Consider the following 17,861-nt stretch of genomic DNA (forward strand, 5'->3'; position numbering starts at 1 on the left):
ACGATGCGCCGTTCTTGCGCAGACCGACCGTCACGTTCACGCCGCTTTCCTTCAGGTTCAGCGCGTGTGCATGGCCTTGCGAGCCATAGCCGATGATCGTGACTTGCTTGCCCTTGATGAGGGAGAGGTCGGCGTCTTTGTCGTAAAAAACTTTCATGGTGGTTCCTTTTACCTGTAATTAATAAGCTAGGTTTAACTTGTGAAATCGGGTGCTAATAACGTGCGCTTTGTTCAGCCGCTCTCAGACCTTCAGGATTCGCTCGCCCCGGCCAATGCCGGAACTGCCTGTGCGCACGGTCTCGAGAATCGCCGTTGCGTCCAGCCCCTGAATAAATGCGTCGAGCTTGTCGCTCGCGCCCGTCAGTTCCATCGTGTAGCTTTTTTCGGTGACGTCGATAATCCGGCCGCGGAAGATATCCGCCATCCGTTTCATCTCTTCCCGTTCCTTACCGACCGCTCTCACCTTGATCAGCATCAGCTCGCGCTCAATGTGGGCGCCCTCTGTCAGGTCGACCACTTTCACCACCTCGATCAGGCGGTTCAGGTGCTTTGTGATCTGTTCGATCACGTCATCCGAGCCAATGGAAACGATGGTCAGCCGCGACAGCGAACTGTCTTCGGTCGGCGCCACCGTCAAGGTTTCAATGTTGTAGCCACGCGCGGAAAAGAGCCCGACGACACGCGATAACGCGCCCGGTTCGTTTTCCAGCAGCACGGAAATAATGTGTCTCATGATGGTTGCGTTCCTGATTTATCCAGTTAGATAGCTTGTTTTCGCGAGACTCGCGCGCGGCCGGACGTCTTTTGTGAAGACGGGCGCGCGCAAGTCCGAACGAGAAACGAGCCGTTATAGATCTTCCGACCCGAGCAGCATTTCCGTGATGCCCTTGCCTGCCTGGACCATCGGAAATACGTTTTCGGTGGGATCTGTCTGGAAGTCGAGGAACACCGTGCGATCCTTCAGGCGCAGTGCTTCTTTCAGCGCCGGTTCAACGTCGCGCGTGTGCTCGATACGTATGCCCACGTGACCATACGCTTCAGCGAGCTTCACGAAGTCAGGCAGCGCGTCCATATACGAACTGGAATAGCGCTTCTTGTACTCGATCTGCTGCCACTGGCGAACCATGCCGAGATAGCGGTTGTTGAGCGAAATGATCTTGATCGGCGTGTTGTACTGCTTGCACGTCGACAATTCCTGGATGCACATCTGGATCGAGCCTTCACCCGTGATGCACAACACCTCGTCGTTCGGGTGCGCCATCTTCACGCCCATGGCCGCCGGCAAGCCGAAGCCCATGGTGCCGAGGCCTCCGGAATTGATCCATCGACGCGGTTTGTTAAAGCGGTAGAACTGCGCCGCCCACATTTGATGCTGGCCAACGTCTGAACAGACAAATGCTTCGCCGTCGGTCAGTTCCCATGCCTTTTCGACTACGTACTGCGGCTTGATGATCTCGCTTGCGCGGTCGAACTTGAGGCAGTCCTTCGAACGCCATGCCTCGATGTCCTTCCACCAGTCGGCCAGCGCCGCCGTGTCCGGACCATGCTCGGCCGTCTGCAACTGTTCGATCAACTCCTTCAGCACTTCCTTCACGTCGCCGACGATGGGGATATCGACTTTGACCCGCTTGGAAATGGACGACGGATCGATATCAATGTGAATGATCTTCTTCGCATGCGACGCGAAATGTTCAGGATCGCCGATGACGCGGTCGTCGAACCGCGCGCCGACCGCGATCAGCACGTCACAATGCTGCATCGCCATGTTGGCTTCGTACGTACCGTGCATGCCGAGCATGCCGAGGAATTTCTTGTTGTCCGCGCGATAACCGCCCAGGCCCATCAGCGTATTCGTCACCGGATAACCGAGCAGGTCGGCGAACTGGTTCAGTTCACGTGCCGCATTCGCCAGGATGATGCCGCCGCCCGTATAAATGTACGGACGCTTCGCCGAGAGCAACAACTGCACGGCCTTGCGGATCTGGCCCGAATGGCCTTTGGTCACCGGATTGTACGAACGCAGCGAGACGGACTTGATGGGTTCGTACTTGCACGGCGTCTTCGACACGTCTTTCGGAATGTCGATCAGCACCGGGCCGGGACGTCCCGTACGGGCGATATAAAACGCTTTCTTGACGGTTGCGGCGAGGTCGCGCACGTCTTTGACGAGGAAATTGTGTTTGACGCAGGGACGTGTAATGCCGACCGTGTCGCACTCCTGGAACGCATCCTGGCCGATTGCCGCGGTAGGAACCTGGCCGCTGATGATGACGAGCGGAATGGAATCCATGTAGGCGGTGGCAATACCGGTCACCGCATTGGTGACACCGGGGCCGGAGGTCACGAGGCAGACGCCAACATTTCCCGTGGAGCGCGCGTAGGCGTCGGCGGCATGGACCGCGGCCTGTTCGTGGCGCACGAGGATGTGCTGAATCTCGTCCTGCTTGTACAACTCGTCGTAGATATAGAGTACCGAGCCGCCGGGATAGCCCCAAATGAACTCGACTTTCTCGTCAGCGAGCGCGCGCATGAGCACGGTGCCGCCAATGGATTCAGCTTCGAGGGGGGGAGTCGTATCCGACGTGGAGAATTCCGCGCTGGGCATATTCATACATTCACCTTTCGAATTTTCGGCAAAAAATTGATTGGGTGCTCTCTGCCGGGCTTGTGGCTCGGGTTCAAGCGGCGCGTCTAAATGGGAAGCGGGCTTCTTGGGCTCGCCTCAAAGAGACAGTTCACTTTATGATGCGAGTCGGAAACAATAGCCCGAGGCCATAAAGTTCGTCAAGGAAAAACTGCACAGTCGCGCCGAAAGCGCACTGGAAACGGGCATTAAAAGCGTGGATTTCTGCGAAATATTAAAGAAAGCTGTGTGTTTCAGCCTGTAACAGCGGCGCATTTCCTCGCTGTTCACTCAAAAGTTTGCTAGCATCCGCAGGCTTTAACCTCTCACCAACCCTTATCGACGCACACTCGTTGCGCCGGGCCTCACGGATGGCATCAGACAAGGAACTCGCCGATTTTCTGGCGGGCGTCGAAAGACGCGCGTTTAAGCAGACGGTGTACACCGTACGCGACGACGATGCGGCGCTCGACATCGTTCAGGATGCGATGATCAAGCTCGCCGAAAAATACGGCGACCGGCCTCCGCCCGAATTGCCCCTTTTGTTTCAGCGTATCCTGCAGAATGCAACGCACGACTATTTCCGGCGCCAAAAGGTCCGCAATACCTGGGTAAGCCTGTTTTCCTCGTTTGGCAACGCCGACGACGACGAATTCGACCCCCTGGAAACCTTCGAATCGCAAGATGGGACGGTCGGTGCGGAAAGCAGCGAGAGCCGGCTCGAGCGTGAACAGGTGCTCAACCTGATCGACGCGGAGATCCAAAAACTACCAGCACGTCAACGGGAAGCGTTTCTCATGCGTTACTGGGAGGATATGGATGTCGCCGAAACCGCCGCTGCAATGGGCTGCTCTGAAGGCAGCGTAAAAACACATTGCTCGCGGGCCACGCATGCGCTGGCACACGCGCTGAAGGCGAAAGGAATCACGCTATGAGCAACGCTCTCGATCACAAGGAAACCGAGTTCGCGCTGAAGGTACGCCGCGCGCTCGACGAAAACATCAATTCACTGCCCGCCGCATCGCTTGACAAGCTCGCAGCGGCGCGCCGGACGGCGATCGCGCGCAAGAAACCGGAAAAAGTCGCGGTCGCGGCGCCGGTTTTTGCGCCTGCGCTCGCCGGAGCGGGCTTGGCAGGTCCGGGTTCACTCGGCCAGGCCAGTTCTGACCACGCGGGTAAACGCGGCCGCTTCTCGCGGCTCGCGCTGGCGTGGCCGCTGCTCGCGCTCGTGATCGGATTGGCTGGCATCGCTTATTTCGAGGACCAGCAGCGCACCGCCGAACTCGCCGATATCGACGCGGCCATGCTCAGCGACACGCTTCCGCTCGACGCCTATCTCGACCACGGTTTTAACGCGTACCTGACGCGCAATCACTAAGACTGCAGGAGTCATCGGGTGAGTTACAAGCGCGGCCTCGCGATTGTCTTTGGATGCGCAATTGCGGGACTTGTCGCGTTTGCCGCCACCTATCCGCGTTTCTATTCGTCCGCTTCGGCGGTGCCCGTTGCCGCCGCCCCTGCCGGGGCGAGCGGGGGCGAAGTCCTGTCGCCGCTCTCTTCGCTCTCCTCCCCCGCAAGTCCCATGGCCTGGGCTCGGCTCACCGACGCCCAACGGGTCGCGCTCGCGCCGTTCGCCTCGGAATGGGATCAGTTCAGCGAGGAACGTAAGCGCAATTGGATCAAGATAGCATCGCGATACAAGAAGATGTCGCCTGAAGCGCAAAAGCGCCTTCACGAGCGAATGGCCGAGTGGATCCATATGACGCCGGACCAGCGCAAGGTTGCCCGCGAAAATTATCAAGTTTCGAAGTCCGTCCCCGTTGAGAAACGGGAACGCGCGTGGGATGCGTACCAAAAACTCCCGGAAGAGCAGAAGAAAAAGCTCGCCGCCGCCGAGCACCCTCGCCGGCCGACCGTTGTCAGCGCGCCGCCAACCGGCAAAACCGAAGTCAAGGATATCGACCGGCTGATGACTGCCCGGGAACACGCGCGGGCTTCCGAGGCTGTTGCTGAAAAGGGGGCGTCCGGTTCTCCTGCGGCCACCGCCGCTCCTGCCGCACCCTCGATTCCCAGTGCCGCCAGTTTCGTGCCGGCCACGCCGATTCCGGTGTCGCCGCAGCAGGCGCCGTCCGTGTTCAACGGGTCTTAGGCAAAAGTGAGCGCATCCTCTCTGGACTCTGTCGAGTCTCCCGGATTGACCGCGCCCAGGCTGCGTCGTCGCCTGGCTACCATGCTCTACGAAGGCGTGATCCTGTTCGGGATCGTTTTTATCGCCGGATATTTGTTTAGTACACTCACCCAGCAACGCAACGGACTCACCCATCACAATCTGCTGATGGCGTGGATCGGGTTCGTGCTCGCCGTTTATTTCGTCTACTTCTGGACGCATGGCGGCCAGACCCTGCCGATGAAAACCTGGCGGCTGAAAGTGGTTGATGCGCGTGGAGCGCCAGTATCGACTGCACGCGCCATCGCGCGGTATGTGTTCGCGTGGTTGTGGTTCTTGCCGCCGCTGGCATTGCATCCGCTGCTCAAGCTTTCTGTTCCGACCACGCTGGTGGTGACCACCGCGTGGATTGTGCTCTGGGCAGCAGCGGTATGGCTCGATCCGGCACGACAGTTCTTGCATGACCGGCTGGCCGGAACGCGGATTGTGGGCGTGGATTTGGGCGCGGGTTTGGGCATGATCCCGCCGAAGGTTTAATCCAACATCCGCAATGTTGAAGCGCCGTGGATCGCGGCCCAACAAAATAGCTTAGGCTTCCGAAGCGTCAATTGCGCGCTGAAAATCCGGCCTTCTCTCCAATCATGCTTTGTCGGTCTCAGCTCAACCAGTCTGGATCTTCCTTCAGCGCCATATGAAGGTTGTCGTTGAAGTGATGGATCCGATAACCCAATCCCGCAAACATCGTCTGCAATGAGCGTCGCGTGTAGAGCGTGATGTGGCCATTGCGAGGTGCGATGTACCAGTTGTCCATCCCTCGCGGCGGCACGTGATCTATCGTCAACGTGGAAAACAGCAATACACCCCGTCCGTTTAGCAGCCCGAGCGCTTCCTGGGCCGTCGCCAGCGGTTCCGGCGTGTGCTCCAGAACCTCGAACGCGCTGATGAAATCGAATGAGCCGGACGGCGGCACCGCTTGTTCATCCATCGGGTCCCAACTATGTCCGTCGACTCCGCCCGCGCGCAATAACGACGTCAGCGTGCCATTGCCACCGCCATAGTCGAGACACCTCAGCGCGCGATCTTTCTTGATGAAATCGAGAATGAAAACAGCATTGCCCGCAGGCCGTGAATCAATGTAGTCAGGGTCGACCAGCACATAGTCGTCGTTATAAATGTGCTGCAGGTAGTCGGCCTTGCTCCATTGATCGAACGCATTCGTGAAGATGAGACCGCAAGCATCGCATTGATGGTAATAGACCGGCACGCCGGTGAGCGGCAGATAGCGGCCGCGTCGCTCTTCGCAACTCTTGTTGAAGTCGGTAACGCCGTAAAGAGGCGCCGGTTCGTTGCATACCTTGCACATCGACATTCGAACGACCGGCCCCACTGTTCCACTATCCAGTTGCATAGGATTCCATCGTAAATCCGAAAGTATAGGCCATGCCAACACGATGAGGATGTTCTGCTCCTCGTGTACTTGCGGCGATGTATTGCGTCGGGTCATCGGCGACTCGCGCATGTTGTATTGTTTCATCGCGGTCGTGCGCGGCTGTGGCTCTGCAACAACGATGGCCCATCGGGGCATTTTCTAGCTGAGCGAACCCGAGTGCGAAAACGAAATCGCGCGTCAACATCGCGCAGTGTAATGGGGCATCAGCGCCCGCAAAGCCAACCGGACCGGCTCGACACCTATCCCGAAGAACCGAATAATTTGCGGCGTTTTTCCTTCTTCACCGCACGCTCGCAACTTCCATCGCAACCCTTAGTAATAAGAAGTTTTCATGACTGTCATGGCTCCGTCACGTGGGCGTGGCGCAATGGCCGCACTGCAACCCGTTGCGCGTGCCCATGGCCACTAAATCGTCTGCGAGTCACCTCCTAGCCATTACCCTCCGCGATGCCGAAGCCGTCGCGTTCCGCACCGACGTTGCGCCTCCCCCTTCCCCTGAAACCACCGGCGCCAGCCTCGCTCCCCCGACCGCTTCCGGGACCACCCCACGCCCCGACGACGAACCTGCCGACCATCGCTACCGCACCATCTGGCTGTCCGATATCCATCTCGGCTCCGGCGGTTGCCAGGCGAACTATCTGCTCGATTTTCTCCGTCATAACGATTCCGAGTACCTGTACCTGGTTGGCGACATCATCGACGGATGGCAACTGCGCAAGGGCTGGTTCTGGCCGCAAGCGCACAACGACGTGATCCAGAAAGTGCTGCGCAAAGCGCGCAAGGGCACGCAAGTGGTCTACATTCCGGGCAATCACGACGAAGCCGCGCGACAGTTCTGCGACCTCGCTTTTGGCGACATTCACGTGCGCAGCGAGGCCTTCCACACCACGCTCGCCGGCAAGCGCTTGTGGATCGTGCATGGCGATCTCTTCGACGGTGTCATCCAGCACGCCAAGTGGCTCGCGTATCTCGGCGACACGCTCTACACGCTGATCCTGCTGCTCAACCGCTGGTTCAACCGGGTGCGCAGCCGCCTCGGCCTGAACTACTGGTCGCTCTCGCAATACCTCAAGCATCAGGTCAAGAACGCGGTGAACTTCATCTCGAAGTTCGAGCACGTGATGACCGATGAAGCGCGCCGCCGCGGCTGCGACGGCGTTGTCTGCGGCCACATCCATAAAGCTGAAATCCGCGATATCGACGGTGTCCTGTACTGCAATGACGGCGACTGGGTGGAAAGCCTGTCGGCGCTAGTCGAGACGTTCGAAGGCGAACTGAAGATCATCTACTGGACTGTCCTGCGTTCGCCTGAAAACCATTCGCAAAAGGCCGCTGCAACTGCTTGATCGACCGCCCGAGCAACCGCCTGAGCGCTTTCACTTATCGAGGCCATCGAATGAAAATCATGATCGTTACCGATGCATGGGAACCGCAAGTCAACGGCGTCGTGCGTACATTGAAAAGCACCAGCCGCGAACTGACTGCGCTGGGACACCGCGTGGAATTGCTGACGCCGCTCGAATTCAGGACTATCGCGTGCCCGACTTATCCGGAGATTCGCCTGTCGCTGCTGCCGCGCCGCCGCGTCGCGCAACGCATAGCGGAGTTTGCGCCGGATGCGCTGCATATCGCGACGGAGGGTCCGCTCGGCATGGCCGCGCGCTCATTCGCCCTGCGCAACAAACTCCCCTTCACGACCGCGTACCACACGCGCTTTCCTGAATACGTGCAGGCACGGTTTCACATTCCGCTCGCTGCAACCTACAAGTTTTTGCACTGGTTCCACAAGCCTTCGCAAGCGGTGATGGCGCCCACGCCCGTGGTGAAAGATGACCTCGAAAAGTTCGGGTTTACGAACGTGGTCTTGTGGACACGCGGCGTGGATCTGGATATCTTTCAACCGATGGATTCGAAGGTTTTGAACACGACGCGGCCCATTTTTCTCTATGTCGGACGCGTGGCGGTCGAGAAGAACGTCGAGGCCTTCCTGAAGCTCGATCTGCCCGGATCAAAGTGGGTCGCGGGAGAAGGACCGGCGCTTGCCGAACTGAAATCGCGTTACCCGAATGCGAACTATCTTGGCGTGCTGTCGCAGGCGGAGCTGGCGAAGGTCTACGCGGCCGCTGACGTATTCGTGTTCCCGAGCCGCACCGATACCTTCGGCCTCGTGCTCCTCGAAGCCATGGCATGCGGTACGCCGGTCGCAGCGTACCCGGTGACGGGTCCGATCGATGTGCTCGGTACCGATGGCCCGGGTGCGCTCGACGAAGACCTCCGTGAAGCGTGTTTGCGGGCGCTGAAGATTGAACGCGCCGATGCCCGTGCGTGGGCGGAGAAGTTCTCGTGGCGGGCGGCATCGGAGCAATTTGCGTCGAATCTGAAGCCGCTTGCAACTCGCGGTGCGACGCAAAGCCAAGCAACGGCGTAATCTGGCTTGGGCGCAGGGCCACGGCATGTTGAGTGCCGTGGCTCTCCGCGCAACGTGGCGGGTGTCAAAACGTGCTGCACCGTTCGAGACTCGTCAGCCGATGAAGGCAACATACGATGTGACCGCCTGCAACTGCAACAAGCTGTCGGCGGACTCGCCTCTGACTTCTGCGCAGCGCGCCGCTCGAGAATTCATCCGCGCGTCACCCCGCGCCGCGGACTGGTTTCGAGCGTGGCTCAGCGAGTGCGCCGGAGCGTGCGTCAGATCAATCACAGCAAGTTTCAAAGAAGCGCAATGTGAAAGCCAAACCTTCAGTGCAAGCGAAATCCCTGCTCTTGATACACCGGGAACCCTTCAGCAACGAAGACGACGACATCGAGAGCTCGCCGCACCCAGGCGAACCCTTGAGCGAGCCCCTGAGCGCCGACGATCCGCTCGCTCCGTTGCCGTTCAATCCCTACAAGGGCAATCGCGGACTGACCCGCGCCTGGCACGCGATGAAAAACTCGCTGAACGGCTTTCGCGTGGCGATCCGCGAAGAAAGTGCGTTCCGCCAGGAGCTGACGCTCGCGGCCATCCTGGTGCCGTGCGGCATCTTCGTGCCGGTCTCGCCGGTTGAACGCGCGGCGCTGCTGGCGTCGGTGCTGCTGGTGCTGATGGTGGAGTTGCTCAACTCGAGCGTGGAAGCAGCAATAGACCGGATTTCGCTGGAGCGGCACGAACTCTCCAAACGGGCGAAGGATTTCGGCAGCGCGGCCGTCATGGTCGCCCTGCTGGTCTGCGTGCTCACATGGGGCCTGATAGTCGGCCCTCTGCTGTGGCGATGGGCCCTGATGCTGTTCTAAACGCGCTTTAAACCTGCCGCGGCACCCGACTGGCCAGTCCGCGCGGACCCCACCCCCTATCCAGCCGTTTATAATCGTCCGATATTCAAGATAGCCACCGATTTCCGGGTTCGTGACGCCGTCACGCAGGCCGCCTCAGGCCGCCCTCACCCGGAGCCGGTCAACCAGGTCCGGACGACATGGAAGCCAAACCTCCCCGCCGCACCCGCGAACGGATTCTCGAACTATCGCTGAAGCTGTTCAACGATATCGGGGAACCGAACGTCACGACGACCACCATCGCGGAAGAGATGGAAATCAGTCCAGGCAACCTGTACTACCATTTCCGCAATAAAGACGACATCATCAACAGCATTTTCGCGCAGTTCGAGCAGCAGATCGAAAAGCGCCTGCGTTTTCCGGAAGACCATCGTCCGACCATTGACGAGATGTGGTCGTACCTGCAGTACATGGCGGATTTCCTGTGGCAGTACCGGTTTTTGTATCGCGACCTGAATGACCTGCTCGCCCGTAACCGCACGCTGGAAACGCATTTCAAACAGATCATCACCCACAAGGTCAACTTCGCGCAGCAACTGTGCGACGCCCTTGTAGCCGATCACGAAATGGTCGCAACACCCGCGGAAATCAAGGTGATAGCGACCAACATGGGGGTGATCGCAACGTACTGGCTGTCGTACCAGTTCGTCATGAACCCGCGCAAATACAACGAGCAGGAAACGATCCGCGCGGAATTGCATCAAGCAAGCCTGCATATCATCTCGGTGATGGCGCCGTATCTCCGCGGGCGATCACGGCAGATTTTCGACGACCTCGTGTCGGGGAAAATGCCAGAACGCGTCTTTGCCGATTACCGCGCGCCGAAGGAAGACGGCGCCCCTAAGGAACCTATTTAATGAAAGCAGTCTGCGTGTATTGCGGCTCCGCCAATGGAGCCCGACCGGTCTATGCCGAAGCGGCAAAAGCGTTCGGCCGCGCGTTGGTGGAAGCGGATCTCGCGCTGGTGTACGGCGGCGGGAGCGTGGGGTTGATGGGCATCATTGCCGATGAAGTCCTCGCGCTGGGTGGCCGCGCCATCGGTGTCATTCCCGAATTGCTGATGACCAAGGAAGTCGGTCATAAAAGTCTGACGGAACTGTATGTTGTGCCAGACATGCATCAGCGCAAGAAGAAAATGGCGGATCTCTCGGATGCGTTTGTATCGATGCCTGGTGGTGTCGGCACGTTTGAAGAGCTGTTCGAGACCTATACGTGGGCTCAGCTCAAGTATCACGAGAAGCCAGTCGCGTTGCTGAACGTGGACAGGTATTACGATCCGCTGCTCGCCATGCTGCGCCATACGGTGGAAGAAGGATTCATGCGCGCGCCGTACCTCGACATGCTGCAAGTCAACGCCGATCCCGTGAAGCTGATCGAATCGCTCAAGGCCTATACACCGCCGCTGGTGGACCGCTGGCCCGAGAAACGCGACGCGGTCTAGCGCGACGCGGTCTAGCGCGACCCGGTCTTGCGCGACCCGGTCTAGCGCGACGCGGTTTGATATCTAAAACGGATTAAGCGGAGAACCTGACGATGTCGAAAGTAGTGTTGATCACAGGCGGCAGCCGTGGAATTGGCCGTGCCGCCGCGTTGTTGTGCGCCGCGCGTGGCTGGTCGGTCGGCGTGAATTACGCGACCAACCGCAGCGCCGCCGATGCAACCGTCGCTGGCGTGGAAGCCGCCGGTGGCCGCGCAATCGCAATCCAGGGCGATGTCTGCGAAGAAGCCGATGTCATTGCGATGTTCGATGCAACGCTGCGCGCGTTTGGCCCGATCGATGGTTTCGTGAACAACGCGGGCATTGTCGCGCCCGGTTCCGCACTCGCCGACATGGACGTCGCGCGTATGAAACGCGTCTTCGATACCAACGTGCTGGGCGCGTATCTCTGCGCTCGTGAAGCGGCGCGGCGCATGTCGACGAAACGCGGTGGACGGGGCGGGTCCATCGTCAATGTGTCGTCGGCGGCAGCGCGGCTCGGGTCACCGAACGAGTACCTGGATTACGCGGGATCGAAAGGCGCCGTCGATACCCTGACGATCGGCCTCGCGAAAGAACTCGGCCCGGAAGGCGTGCGCGTGAATGCCATCCGGCCCGGTTTGATCGATACCGAGATTCACGCAAGCGGAGGCAAGCCGGATCGCGCGGCGCAGTTGGGCGTGCTCACTCCGCTGGGGCGGCCTGGTACGGCGAATGAAGTGGCGGAATCGATTGTGTGGTTGCTGTCCGATGCGTCGGCGTATGTGACCGGCGCATTGCTCGACGTGGCGGGCGGGCGGTAGAACGTCAGAAGCCGCCCTCCTGCTTGAGCCACGTGCGTTCTTCGGCCGTTGTCTCACGGCCGAGCACAACGTTGCGATGTGGAAAGCGGCCAAACCGCGCGATCACTTCAGCATGACGAAGCGCGTAATCCAGAGAGTCTTCCACGTCCTTGTCGCCGGTTTCATCGAAGAGCGCCTGAAGCAGACGCACGGCTTCGCGCTGGCTTGCCAATGCCTCGTCGTGCTCGAAGGGCATGGTCACGAACACGCGATGATGAATCGTCGGCAGCGTGAGTTCGTCGCGTGTATCAACCAGCGTGCGAGCCAGCTTTAATGCTTCGTCGTCGCCGGCGAACGCTCGCGGCGTACCGCGAAAGCAATTGCGCGTGAATTGATCCAGCAATACGATCAACGCCAGCGTGCCGGGCGGAGTAGCCGCCCACGACGTAAGCCGACCCTCCAATGCCTCCTCAAGCAGCGCGCCGAAGCGCTCGTTAAGCAGGGCGTCGAAGGTGACGTCCTTCTTGAACCAGACCTTGCGCGCGTGGCCAAACTGCGCTGAATCCGGCGCACCGAACCACGTATCAAGCACCGCTTGAGCGCGCGCGTCGAGCATCACGCGAACTCGATCACGAGACGCCGCGTGCGTGCACTTTTCTTCTCCACCTTCGCAATCCTCAAGTCACCGATCTCGCTCGTGTTACGCACATGCGTACCTCCGCACGGCTGCAGATCGATCCCCTGGATACGCAGCAACCGAACGCGCCCCATGCCGGCCGGCGGCTTCACGCTCATGGTGCGGACGAGCTCGGGACGCTCTTCCATTTCCTGATCGGTGATCCACTCGGTCGCCACCGGATGCGCGCCGCCAATCAGCTCGCGCAAACGCGTTTCCAGTTCCTCACGTTCGATCGGCTCGACCGTCGCGAAATCCATGCGCGCATAGCCGCTGGTGATGCTGCAACCATCGACGGGATAGGGTAATGCCGCGCACAACAGATGCGTGGCCGTATGCAGGCGCATGTGCCGGTAACGCCGTTCCCAATCGATCTCGGCCGTCACCCGATCGCCCACTTTCAACGTCGAGAGCAGCGCTTCCTGATCCGGCGCGGGCACGTGGACGGCGTCATCGGGCGTTGCGCCTTCGAACTTGGCCTTGCGGGTATCGGCTATTTCAATGCGCGTGCCGTCCGCCAGCGTCAGCGATCCGGCGTCGCCGGCCTGGCCACCGCCCAGCGGATAAAACACGGTTTGATCGAGATGGATACCGAGCTCGTCGATAGCCGTTACTAACGCCTCGCAGCGCGTCAAATAGGCGTCTTCGCGAAACAACGCACGTGTGCTCATGGGGAGTCTCCTGGTCTGTCGCCGGCTGAAAATGAACCCGTATTATGCGGGCGTGCCGCCAAGCATTCTTAGTCCGGCCGATTGCGCATCCAGTCGGCGGTATCGAAGAAGGACGTGAGCAAGCGCTCGCGCAAGGGCGTGTCGAGGCCAATGTCTTCCATTGCCCACGCCATGCAGCGCAACCACTGATCCCGTTCCGGCGATGCAATCGCGAAGTTCATATGGCGAGCACGCAAACGCGGATGCCCAAAGCGGCTGATGTAATGGTCCGGGCCGCCCATCCAGCCGCACAGGAACCAGAAGAATTTATCGCGGGAATTCTCGAGCGTGGGCGGATGCAATGCGCGTAAAGCCGCGAATTCCGGTTCGAGATCCATCAAGTCGTAGAACCGGTCGACGAGTGCACGCACGCGCTCCTCGCCGCCAACGAGTTCAAATGCCGTGGGTTGCGGCGCTTGTTCAGTATTTGCTTCGGTCATGCGTTTTCTTTGGGGTTATCGGGACATGGCGCAATGAGCGCTGTGGGGTTCGTCTCGGCGCCAGGCCAGGCGTTATCCGGGTCTCGGTCAGGCATCCCGCAACGATTGCAGCGCGGGCCGCGACAGCACGCGGCGCAGGCTCATCCAGCCGCCCACGCCCGAACACACGACACCCGCCACGATGCCCGCGGGCACAAGCCACGGGTTGAAATCGATGTGAAACTCGAACACGCGCGTCGCCAGCACATAGCCAATTCCCTGCGCGCCCAGTGCCGCCATTAGCCCGCTCAATGCGCCCACGGCCACGAACTCCGCGGTCTGCACCGAGCGCACCTGTTTATGCGATGCCCCGAGCGCGCGCAGCAACGCAGACTCGTGCACACGCTCGTCGCGCGTGCCGGCCAGCGCCGCGTACAGCACGAGCACACCCGCCGCGAGCGTGAAGACAAACAGGAACTGCACGGCGCCAATCACCTGCTCCAGCACGCGCTGGATCTGCGCGAGAATTGGCGCGATATCAATGGCGGTCACGCTCGGATACTTGTTGATCAAGCCGTCGATCAAACTTTGTTGCCCCGGCGGTAAATGGAAACTTGTAATGAACGTAGCGGGCAGATCGCTGATGGACGGCGGCGGCATCAGGACAAAGAAATTGACCTTGAACGAATTCCAGTCAACCTTGCGCAGGCTCGTGACAGCCCCTTCAACCTGCATGCCGGCGACGTCGAAACGCATCGTATCGCCGAGCTTCACGTGGATAATCTTCGCGAGCCCCTCTTCTATCGATACCTGCGGTTTACCGTCCGTGCCGTACCAGTCGCCGCCGACCACGCGGTTATCGCTGGGTAGTTCGGTGGTGTACGAGAGGTTGAACTCGCGGTCAACCAGACGCTTTGCGTCGGCCTTTTCGTAGTTGTCGGGACTGACCGGCTTGCCGTTCACGGCGACCAGGCGACCGCGCACCATGGGCGACAACACTGCGTCACCCTGCCCATACTGCTTGAGGTAATCGGTAACGCCGGCGCGCTGGTCAGGCTGGACATCGATGAGAAATTCGTTCGGTGCGTCCGGCGGCGTCGATTGCCGCCAGCCCGCGATCAGGTCGCTGCGCGTCATTGCAATGAGCAGCAGGCACATCAGGCCGATACCAAGCGCCGTGATCTGCAGCGCGCTCGCGCCGCTGCGCCGCTCGAGCGACGCCAGCGCGTATCGCCAACCCACTCCCGCGCCGACGCGTTCGCTGCGCACAAACCGTGCGGCGCCCCAAAGCGCCACGCGCGCGATGCCGCCAAACAGCACCAGACCACCCGCAAACCCGCCTGCCACGATCCCGCCCAGTTTCCATTCGCCGGCCGCGAGCACGAGCAGGCCGGCGAACAACAGCACGCCCACGCCGTAGGCGATCCACGCTACCCGGCCGGCATCGCCAAGCTCGCGGCGAATCACGTGGACCGGCGGCACACGGGTCAGCGGCAGCAACGGTGGCACAGCGAAACCCAGCAGCAACACCAGTCCGGTCGCAATGCCCTGAAGCGCGGGCCAGACGCTGGGAGGTGGCAATTCCACATCGACGAGCGTTCCCAACCAGTCCAGCAGCACCAGATGCCCACCGAAGCCAAGCACGACGCCCACCGCACTGGCCAGCAGCCCGACAGCCAGGAATTCGCCAATAAACAATGCCCGCAACGTCCCCTGGCTCACACCGAGACAGCGCATCGCGGCGCAACCATCCAGATGCCGGCGCGCGAAGCGGTGCGAGGCCATGGCGATTGCAACCGCCGCGAGCAGCGCGGTAAGCAGCGAGACGAGCGTGAGGAAATGACTGGCACGGTCGATGGTCTGACGCACTTGCGGCTGGCCGTCCTGCAACGATTCGAGCGCGACACCGCGCAGCTTGCCGTCGTCCACCTTGGCGCGGGCGAACGTGGCGAACTGCTTGACCTGCGCATCCGGTCCCGCCACGAGCAGCCGATAGGTCACGCGGCTGCCGAACGTGACGAGGCCGGTGGACGCGAGTTCATCGGCACGCATCATCAAGCGCGGCGAAAAGCTGACGAACGAAAAACCGCGATCGAGCTCGCGAGTGATGACCGCCGCGACCTTGAACGTGCGCGTGCCGACGCGGACGGTGCCACCGACGGGCACTTTCAGCGCATCGAGCAACGCGGGGTCGACCCAGACGGTGCCGGGCGCAGGAATGGAGGTGGCGGGCGCTCCTGGTTGATCGACGGCGGTTGCGGTGCGCACTGCGCCGCGCAGCGGATACCCTGGGGAAACGGCCTTCAACGCCGCAAGGCGGGCGACGGGCGGGGTGGATGTATTTCCCGATGCCGCCGCACTGATCATGCTGGGGAAAATCGCGGTGGTCGCAGTCTCGAGCTTGAGTTGCGCCGCTTCAGCGGCGAACGCGGGATCGACCGGATGATCGGCGCGCACGACAAAATCCGCAGCTATCATCTGCCGCGCATCCCGCTCCAGCCCCTGGCGCATCCGGTCGCCGAGAAAGCCGACGCTCGCGAGCGCGGCAACTGCCAGCACGAGCGCGAGGATAAGCATGGTCAGCTCGCCCGCGCGCCAGTCGCGCGCGGTCATCCGCAGCGACTGGCGCGCGATCTGCGTGAAGCTCAGTCCTTGCTGCTTTGAATTTTGCTCGGGATCCTGCTTGGAATCTTGCTTCGAATCCTGCTTCAGCTCGCCGCCCAGGCTACTCGTACTCAATCGTGCTTGCTCCTGAAGCGGCCCACGCCGGGATTCACACGTGCGCTGACGCTTGGCACCATGTGCTTGGCCATCCGCCCAAAACCACCACGCACGCCTCTCACGAGCCGCGGCAATGCCCAGCCCGCACACAACAGGAACGCGATGATCAGAACGAGGCACAGCAGTGGCACGAACAACGCCAGCGTAATACCCAGCAACGCGCCGAAATCCTCGGTCGCCGATGCCACCCAGTTCGACACCGGTTCCGGCGATAAATTGATCAGCGCACGCGTGCCGGCTTTTGCCAGATGCGCGGCGCCCGCGAGCGTACCGCCAGCAAGCGCGGCGACGGTCAGCAACGCCGGATCAGCGTGGCCGAACGCGCCGACGGCCAGCACTGCGCCGGCCGGAATGCGAATGAAGGTGTGGATGGCGTCCCAGAGGGAATCGAAGGCGGGGATTTTATCGGCGAAAAACTCGACGACGGCGAGCGCTGCGGCCACGCCGATCACCCACGGAGAACCGAGCACCGCGAGGGTGTCGGGCAGGTGGACCAGTCCCATGCGCTCGAACAGCCCCGCGACGAACACCGTCAGGTACAGTCGCAGCCCGCTGGCCCACGAAAGACCCGCTGCCAGCGAAAGTGCTTCAAGCATGACCGTCTCCTTGCGCGCTGCTCGCCCCGTGCCCCGAGCACCGGGCAGATTCCGGCGCATCCGGCTACGAATGCCTGACCCGCCGCTCAAGCTGCGCGACAGGCTGGGGATAAATGGATGCGGCCCGGTAGTATTGACCCGGCCCACCTTATTCTGGCGCTGTTCCGGATTCATGTGCCCAAACTGAGGCTGCCGAACCCGGCGAATTTTTCAAGATTTTCAAGACAACTGAAAGTCATTATAGCCACGCACAGCGCGTTGATGCATCGCGCCATAGGTGAACGTGGGCAGCATCCAACGTTCCTGATTCAGCCCTTAATCGCGAAACAGCGGCACACGCGGCTCTGTACTCCCGCCTTGTACTCTTTAACGGTCATTTTTGCGATGCCTTTAATTAGCACACCGCGATGGGCCGCGACAAAAGGCCGCTGGAGTGCGTTGAATTGTCGGATTTAATGCCCCGACGACAATTTCAATCCGATCAACCCGATCACGATCAGTGCAGCGCTCGCGACTCGCGCAACCGTCAGCGCTTCGCCGAGCATGACAATCCCGAACACGAATGCCCCAACTGCGCCGATACCCGTCCACACGGCGTAAGCCGTACCCAGTGGCAACTGGCGCATTGCCATTGCCAGCAGCACGAAGCTCCCGACGGCCGTGACCAGCGTGAACACCGACGGCCAGAGCCGTGTGAAACCTTCGGAGGTTTTGAGACCCGCAGCCCACGCCACTTCAAGCACGCCGGCGATTAGCAACAGAAACCACGACATGGAAACTCCCGTCTAAAACGGGGTCGTCCCCGATGTGTTCAGAAGCGCGCAGGGTCGTCCATGCGGCATGTAATAGGAGCGTAATTATACTGATA

General features: G+C 60.6%; 18 protein-coding genes and 2 pseudogenes. 10 read left to right on the plus strand and 10 right to left on the minus strand.

From position 1 onward, the window contains the following. The 3 genes and pseudogenes from JWR14_RS20575 to JWR14_RS20585 all read right to left on the minus strand — a co-directional run. Positions 1–157, minus strand: a pseudogene (locus JWR14_RS20575) (ketol-acid reductoisomerase); the annotation flags it as partial. Between the two features lie 84 nt (positions 158–241). After that, entirely contained in the window at positions 242–733 is a 492-nt protein-coding gene (gene ilvN, locus JWR14_RS20580; RefSeq protein WP_047844600.1) for an acetolactate synthase small subunit, read from the minus strand. A gap of 114 nt (positions 734–847) precedes the next feature. After that, positions 848–2,611, minus strand: coding sequence for an acetolactate synthase 3 catalytic subunit (locus tag JWR14_RS20585; RefSeq protein WP_299710614.1), 1,764 nt, complete (start codon positions 2,609–2,611; stop codon positions 848–850). 383 nt (positions 2,612–2,994) lie between these two features. Here JWR14_RS20585 and JWR14_RS20590 point away from each other — a divergent pair, with 383 nt between their 5' ends. Genes JWR14_RS20590 through JWR14_RS20605 form a run of 4 tightly spaced genes read left to right on the plus strand, consistent with a single transcriptional unit; the run spans position 2,995 to position 5,327 of the window. Then, positions 2,995–3,558, plus strand: a complete 564-nt coding sequence (locus JWR14_RS20590) for an RNA polymerase sigma factor (protein WP_047844602.1) — start codon at positions 2,995–2,997, stop codon at positions 3,556–3,558. Then, a complete protein-coding gene (locus tag JWR14_RS20595) occupies positions 3,555–4,001 on the plus strand; it encodes a DUF3619 family protein (protein ID WP_299710617.1) in 447 nt (148 codons plus the stop codon). Before JWR14_RS20590 ends, JWR14_RS20595 begins: the two co-directional genes overlap by 4 nt. Positions 4,002–4,019: 18 nt before the next feature. Then, on the plus strand, positions 4,020–4,772 hold the full coding sequence (locus JWR14_RS20600) for a DUF3106 domain-containing protein (protein ID WP_299710620.1): 753 nt from the start codon (positions 4,020–4,022) through the stop codon (positions 4,770–4,772). Positions 4,773–4,778: 6 nt separating this feature from the next. Beyond that, positions 4,779–5,327, plus strand: coding sequence for an RDD family protein (locus JWR14_RS20605; RefSeq protein WP_299710623.1), 549 nt, complete (start codon positions 4,779–4,781; stop codon positions 5,325–5,327). Positions 5,328–5,445: 118 nt separating this feature from the next. Here JWR14_RS20605 and JWR14_RS20610 read toward each other — a convergent pair whose 3' ends face one another. Continuing rightward, the gene (locus JWR14_RS20610) at positions 5,446–6,324 is read right to left on the minus strand and encodes a class I SAM-dependent methyltransferase (RefSeq protein WP_299710626.1); all 879 of its coding nucleotides are present in this window, start codon (positions 6,322–6,324) and stop codon (positions 5,446–5,448) included. A 428-nt stretch (positions 6,325–6,752) separates the two neighbouring features. Here JWR14_RS20610 and JWR14_RS20615 point away from each other — a divergent pair. The 6 genes and pseudogenes from JWR14_RS20615 to JWR14_RS20640 form a co-directional block, all read left to right on the plus strand. Next, positions 6,753–7,586 (plus strand): annotated as a pseudogene (locus tag JWR14_RS20615) (UDP-2,3-diacylglucosamine diphosphatase); the annotation flags it as partial. A gap of 50 nt (positions 7,587–7,636) precedes the next feature. Beyond that, the gene (locus JWR14_RS20620; protein WP_299710629.1) at positions 7,637–8,668 is read left to right on the plus strand and encodes a glycosyltransferase family 1 protein; all 1,032 of its coding nucleotides are present in this window, start codon (positions 7,637–7,639) and stop codon (positions 8,666–8,668) included. A gap of 329 nt (positions 8,669–8,997) precedes the next feature. Then, positions 8,998–9,513: a diacylglycerol kinase gene (locus JWR14_RS20625; protein WP_299710677.1), complete on the plus strand. Its 516-nt coding sequence runs from the start codon at positions 8,998–9,000 to the stop codon at positions 9,511–9,513. A gap of 179 nt (positions 9,514–9,692) precedes the next feature. Next, positions 9,693–10,409 carry a TetR/AcrR family transcriptional regulator gene (locus JWR14_RS20630; protein WP_299710632.1) on the plus strand — a complete coding sequence of 239 codons (717 nt, stop codon included), beginning with the start codon at positions 9,693–9,695 and terminating at the stop codon, positions 10,407–10,409. Beyond that, a complete protein-coding gene (locus JWR14_RS20635; RefSeq protein ID WP_299710635.1) occupies positions 10,409–10,993 on the plus strand; it encodes a TIGR00730 family Rossman fold protein in 585 nt (194 codons plus the stop codon). Before JWR14_RS20630 ends, JWR14_RS20635 begins: the two co-directional genes overlap by 1 nt. A 92-nt stretch (positions 10,994–11,085) precedes the next feature. Beyond that, complete coding sequence (locus JWR14_RS20640; protein WP_299710638.1) at positions 11,086–11,832, plus strand: SDR family oxidoreductase; 747 nt, start codon at positions 11,086–11,088, stop codon at positions 11,830–11,832. A gap of 4 nt (positions 11,833–11,836) precedes the next feature. Here JWR14_RS20640 and JWR14_RS20645 read toward each other — a convergent pair whose 3' ends face one another. The 6 genes from JWR14_RS20645 to sugE all read right to left on the minus strand — a co-directional run bounded on the left by JWR14_RS20645 (position 11,837) and on the right by sugE (position 17,766). Then, a complete protein-coding gene (locus JWR14_RS20645; RefSeq protein WP_299710641.1) occupies positions 11,837–12,427 on the minus strand; it encodes a DUF924 family protein in 591 nt (196 codons plus the stop codon). Next, complete coding sequence (locus JWR14_RS20650) at positions 12,427–13,158, minus strand: alanyl-tRNA editing protein (protein ID WP_299710645.1); 732 nt, start codon at positions 13,156–13,158, stop codon at positions 12,427–12,429. Before JWR14_RS20650 ends, JWR14_RS20645 begins: the two co-directional genes overlap by 1 nt. 68 nt (positions 13,159–13,226) lie before the next feature. Continuing rightward, positions 13,227–13,637, minus strand: a complete 411-nt coding sequence (locus JWR14_RS20655) for a group II truncated hemoglobin (protein WP_299710648.1) — start codon at positions 13,635–13,637, stop codon at positions 13,227–13,229. An 87-nt stretch (positions 13,638–13,724) separates the two neighbouring features. Further along, positions 13,725–16,229 carry an FtsX-like permease family protein gene (locus JWR14_RS20660; RefSeq protein ID WP_299710680.1) on the minus strand — a complete coding sequence of 835 codons (2,505 nt, stop codon included), beginning with the start codon at positions 16,227–16,229 and terminating at the stop codon, positions 13,725–13,727. 122 nt (positions 16,230–16,351) lie between these two features. After that, on the minus strand, positions 16,352–16,993 hold the full coding sequence (locus tag JWR14_RS20665; RefSeq protein WP_165092081.1) for a DUF4126 domain-containing protein: 642 nt from the start codon (positions 16,991–16,993) through the stop codon (positions 16,352–16,354). 452 nt (positions 16,994–17,445) lie between these two features. After that, the gene (gene sugE / locus JWR14_RS20670) at positions 17,446–17,766 is read right to left on the minus strand and encodes a quaternary ammonium compound efflux SMR transporter SugE (RefSeq protein ID WP_299710669.1); all 321 of its coding nucleotides are present in this window, start codon (positions 17,764–17,766) and stop codon (positions 17,446–17,448) included. Between the last annotated feature and the right edge of the window lie 95 nt (positions 17,767–17,861).

Origin of the sequence: Caballeronia sp. (assembly GCF_028292365.1) — a bacterium.
In the GTDB taxonomy this organism is placed as follows: Bacteria; Pseudomonadota; Gammaproteobacteria; order Burkholderiales; family Burkholderiaceae; genus Caballeronia.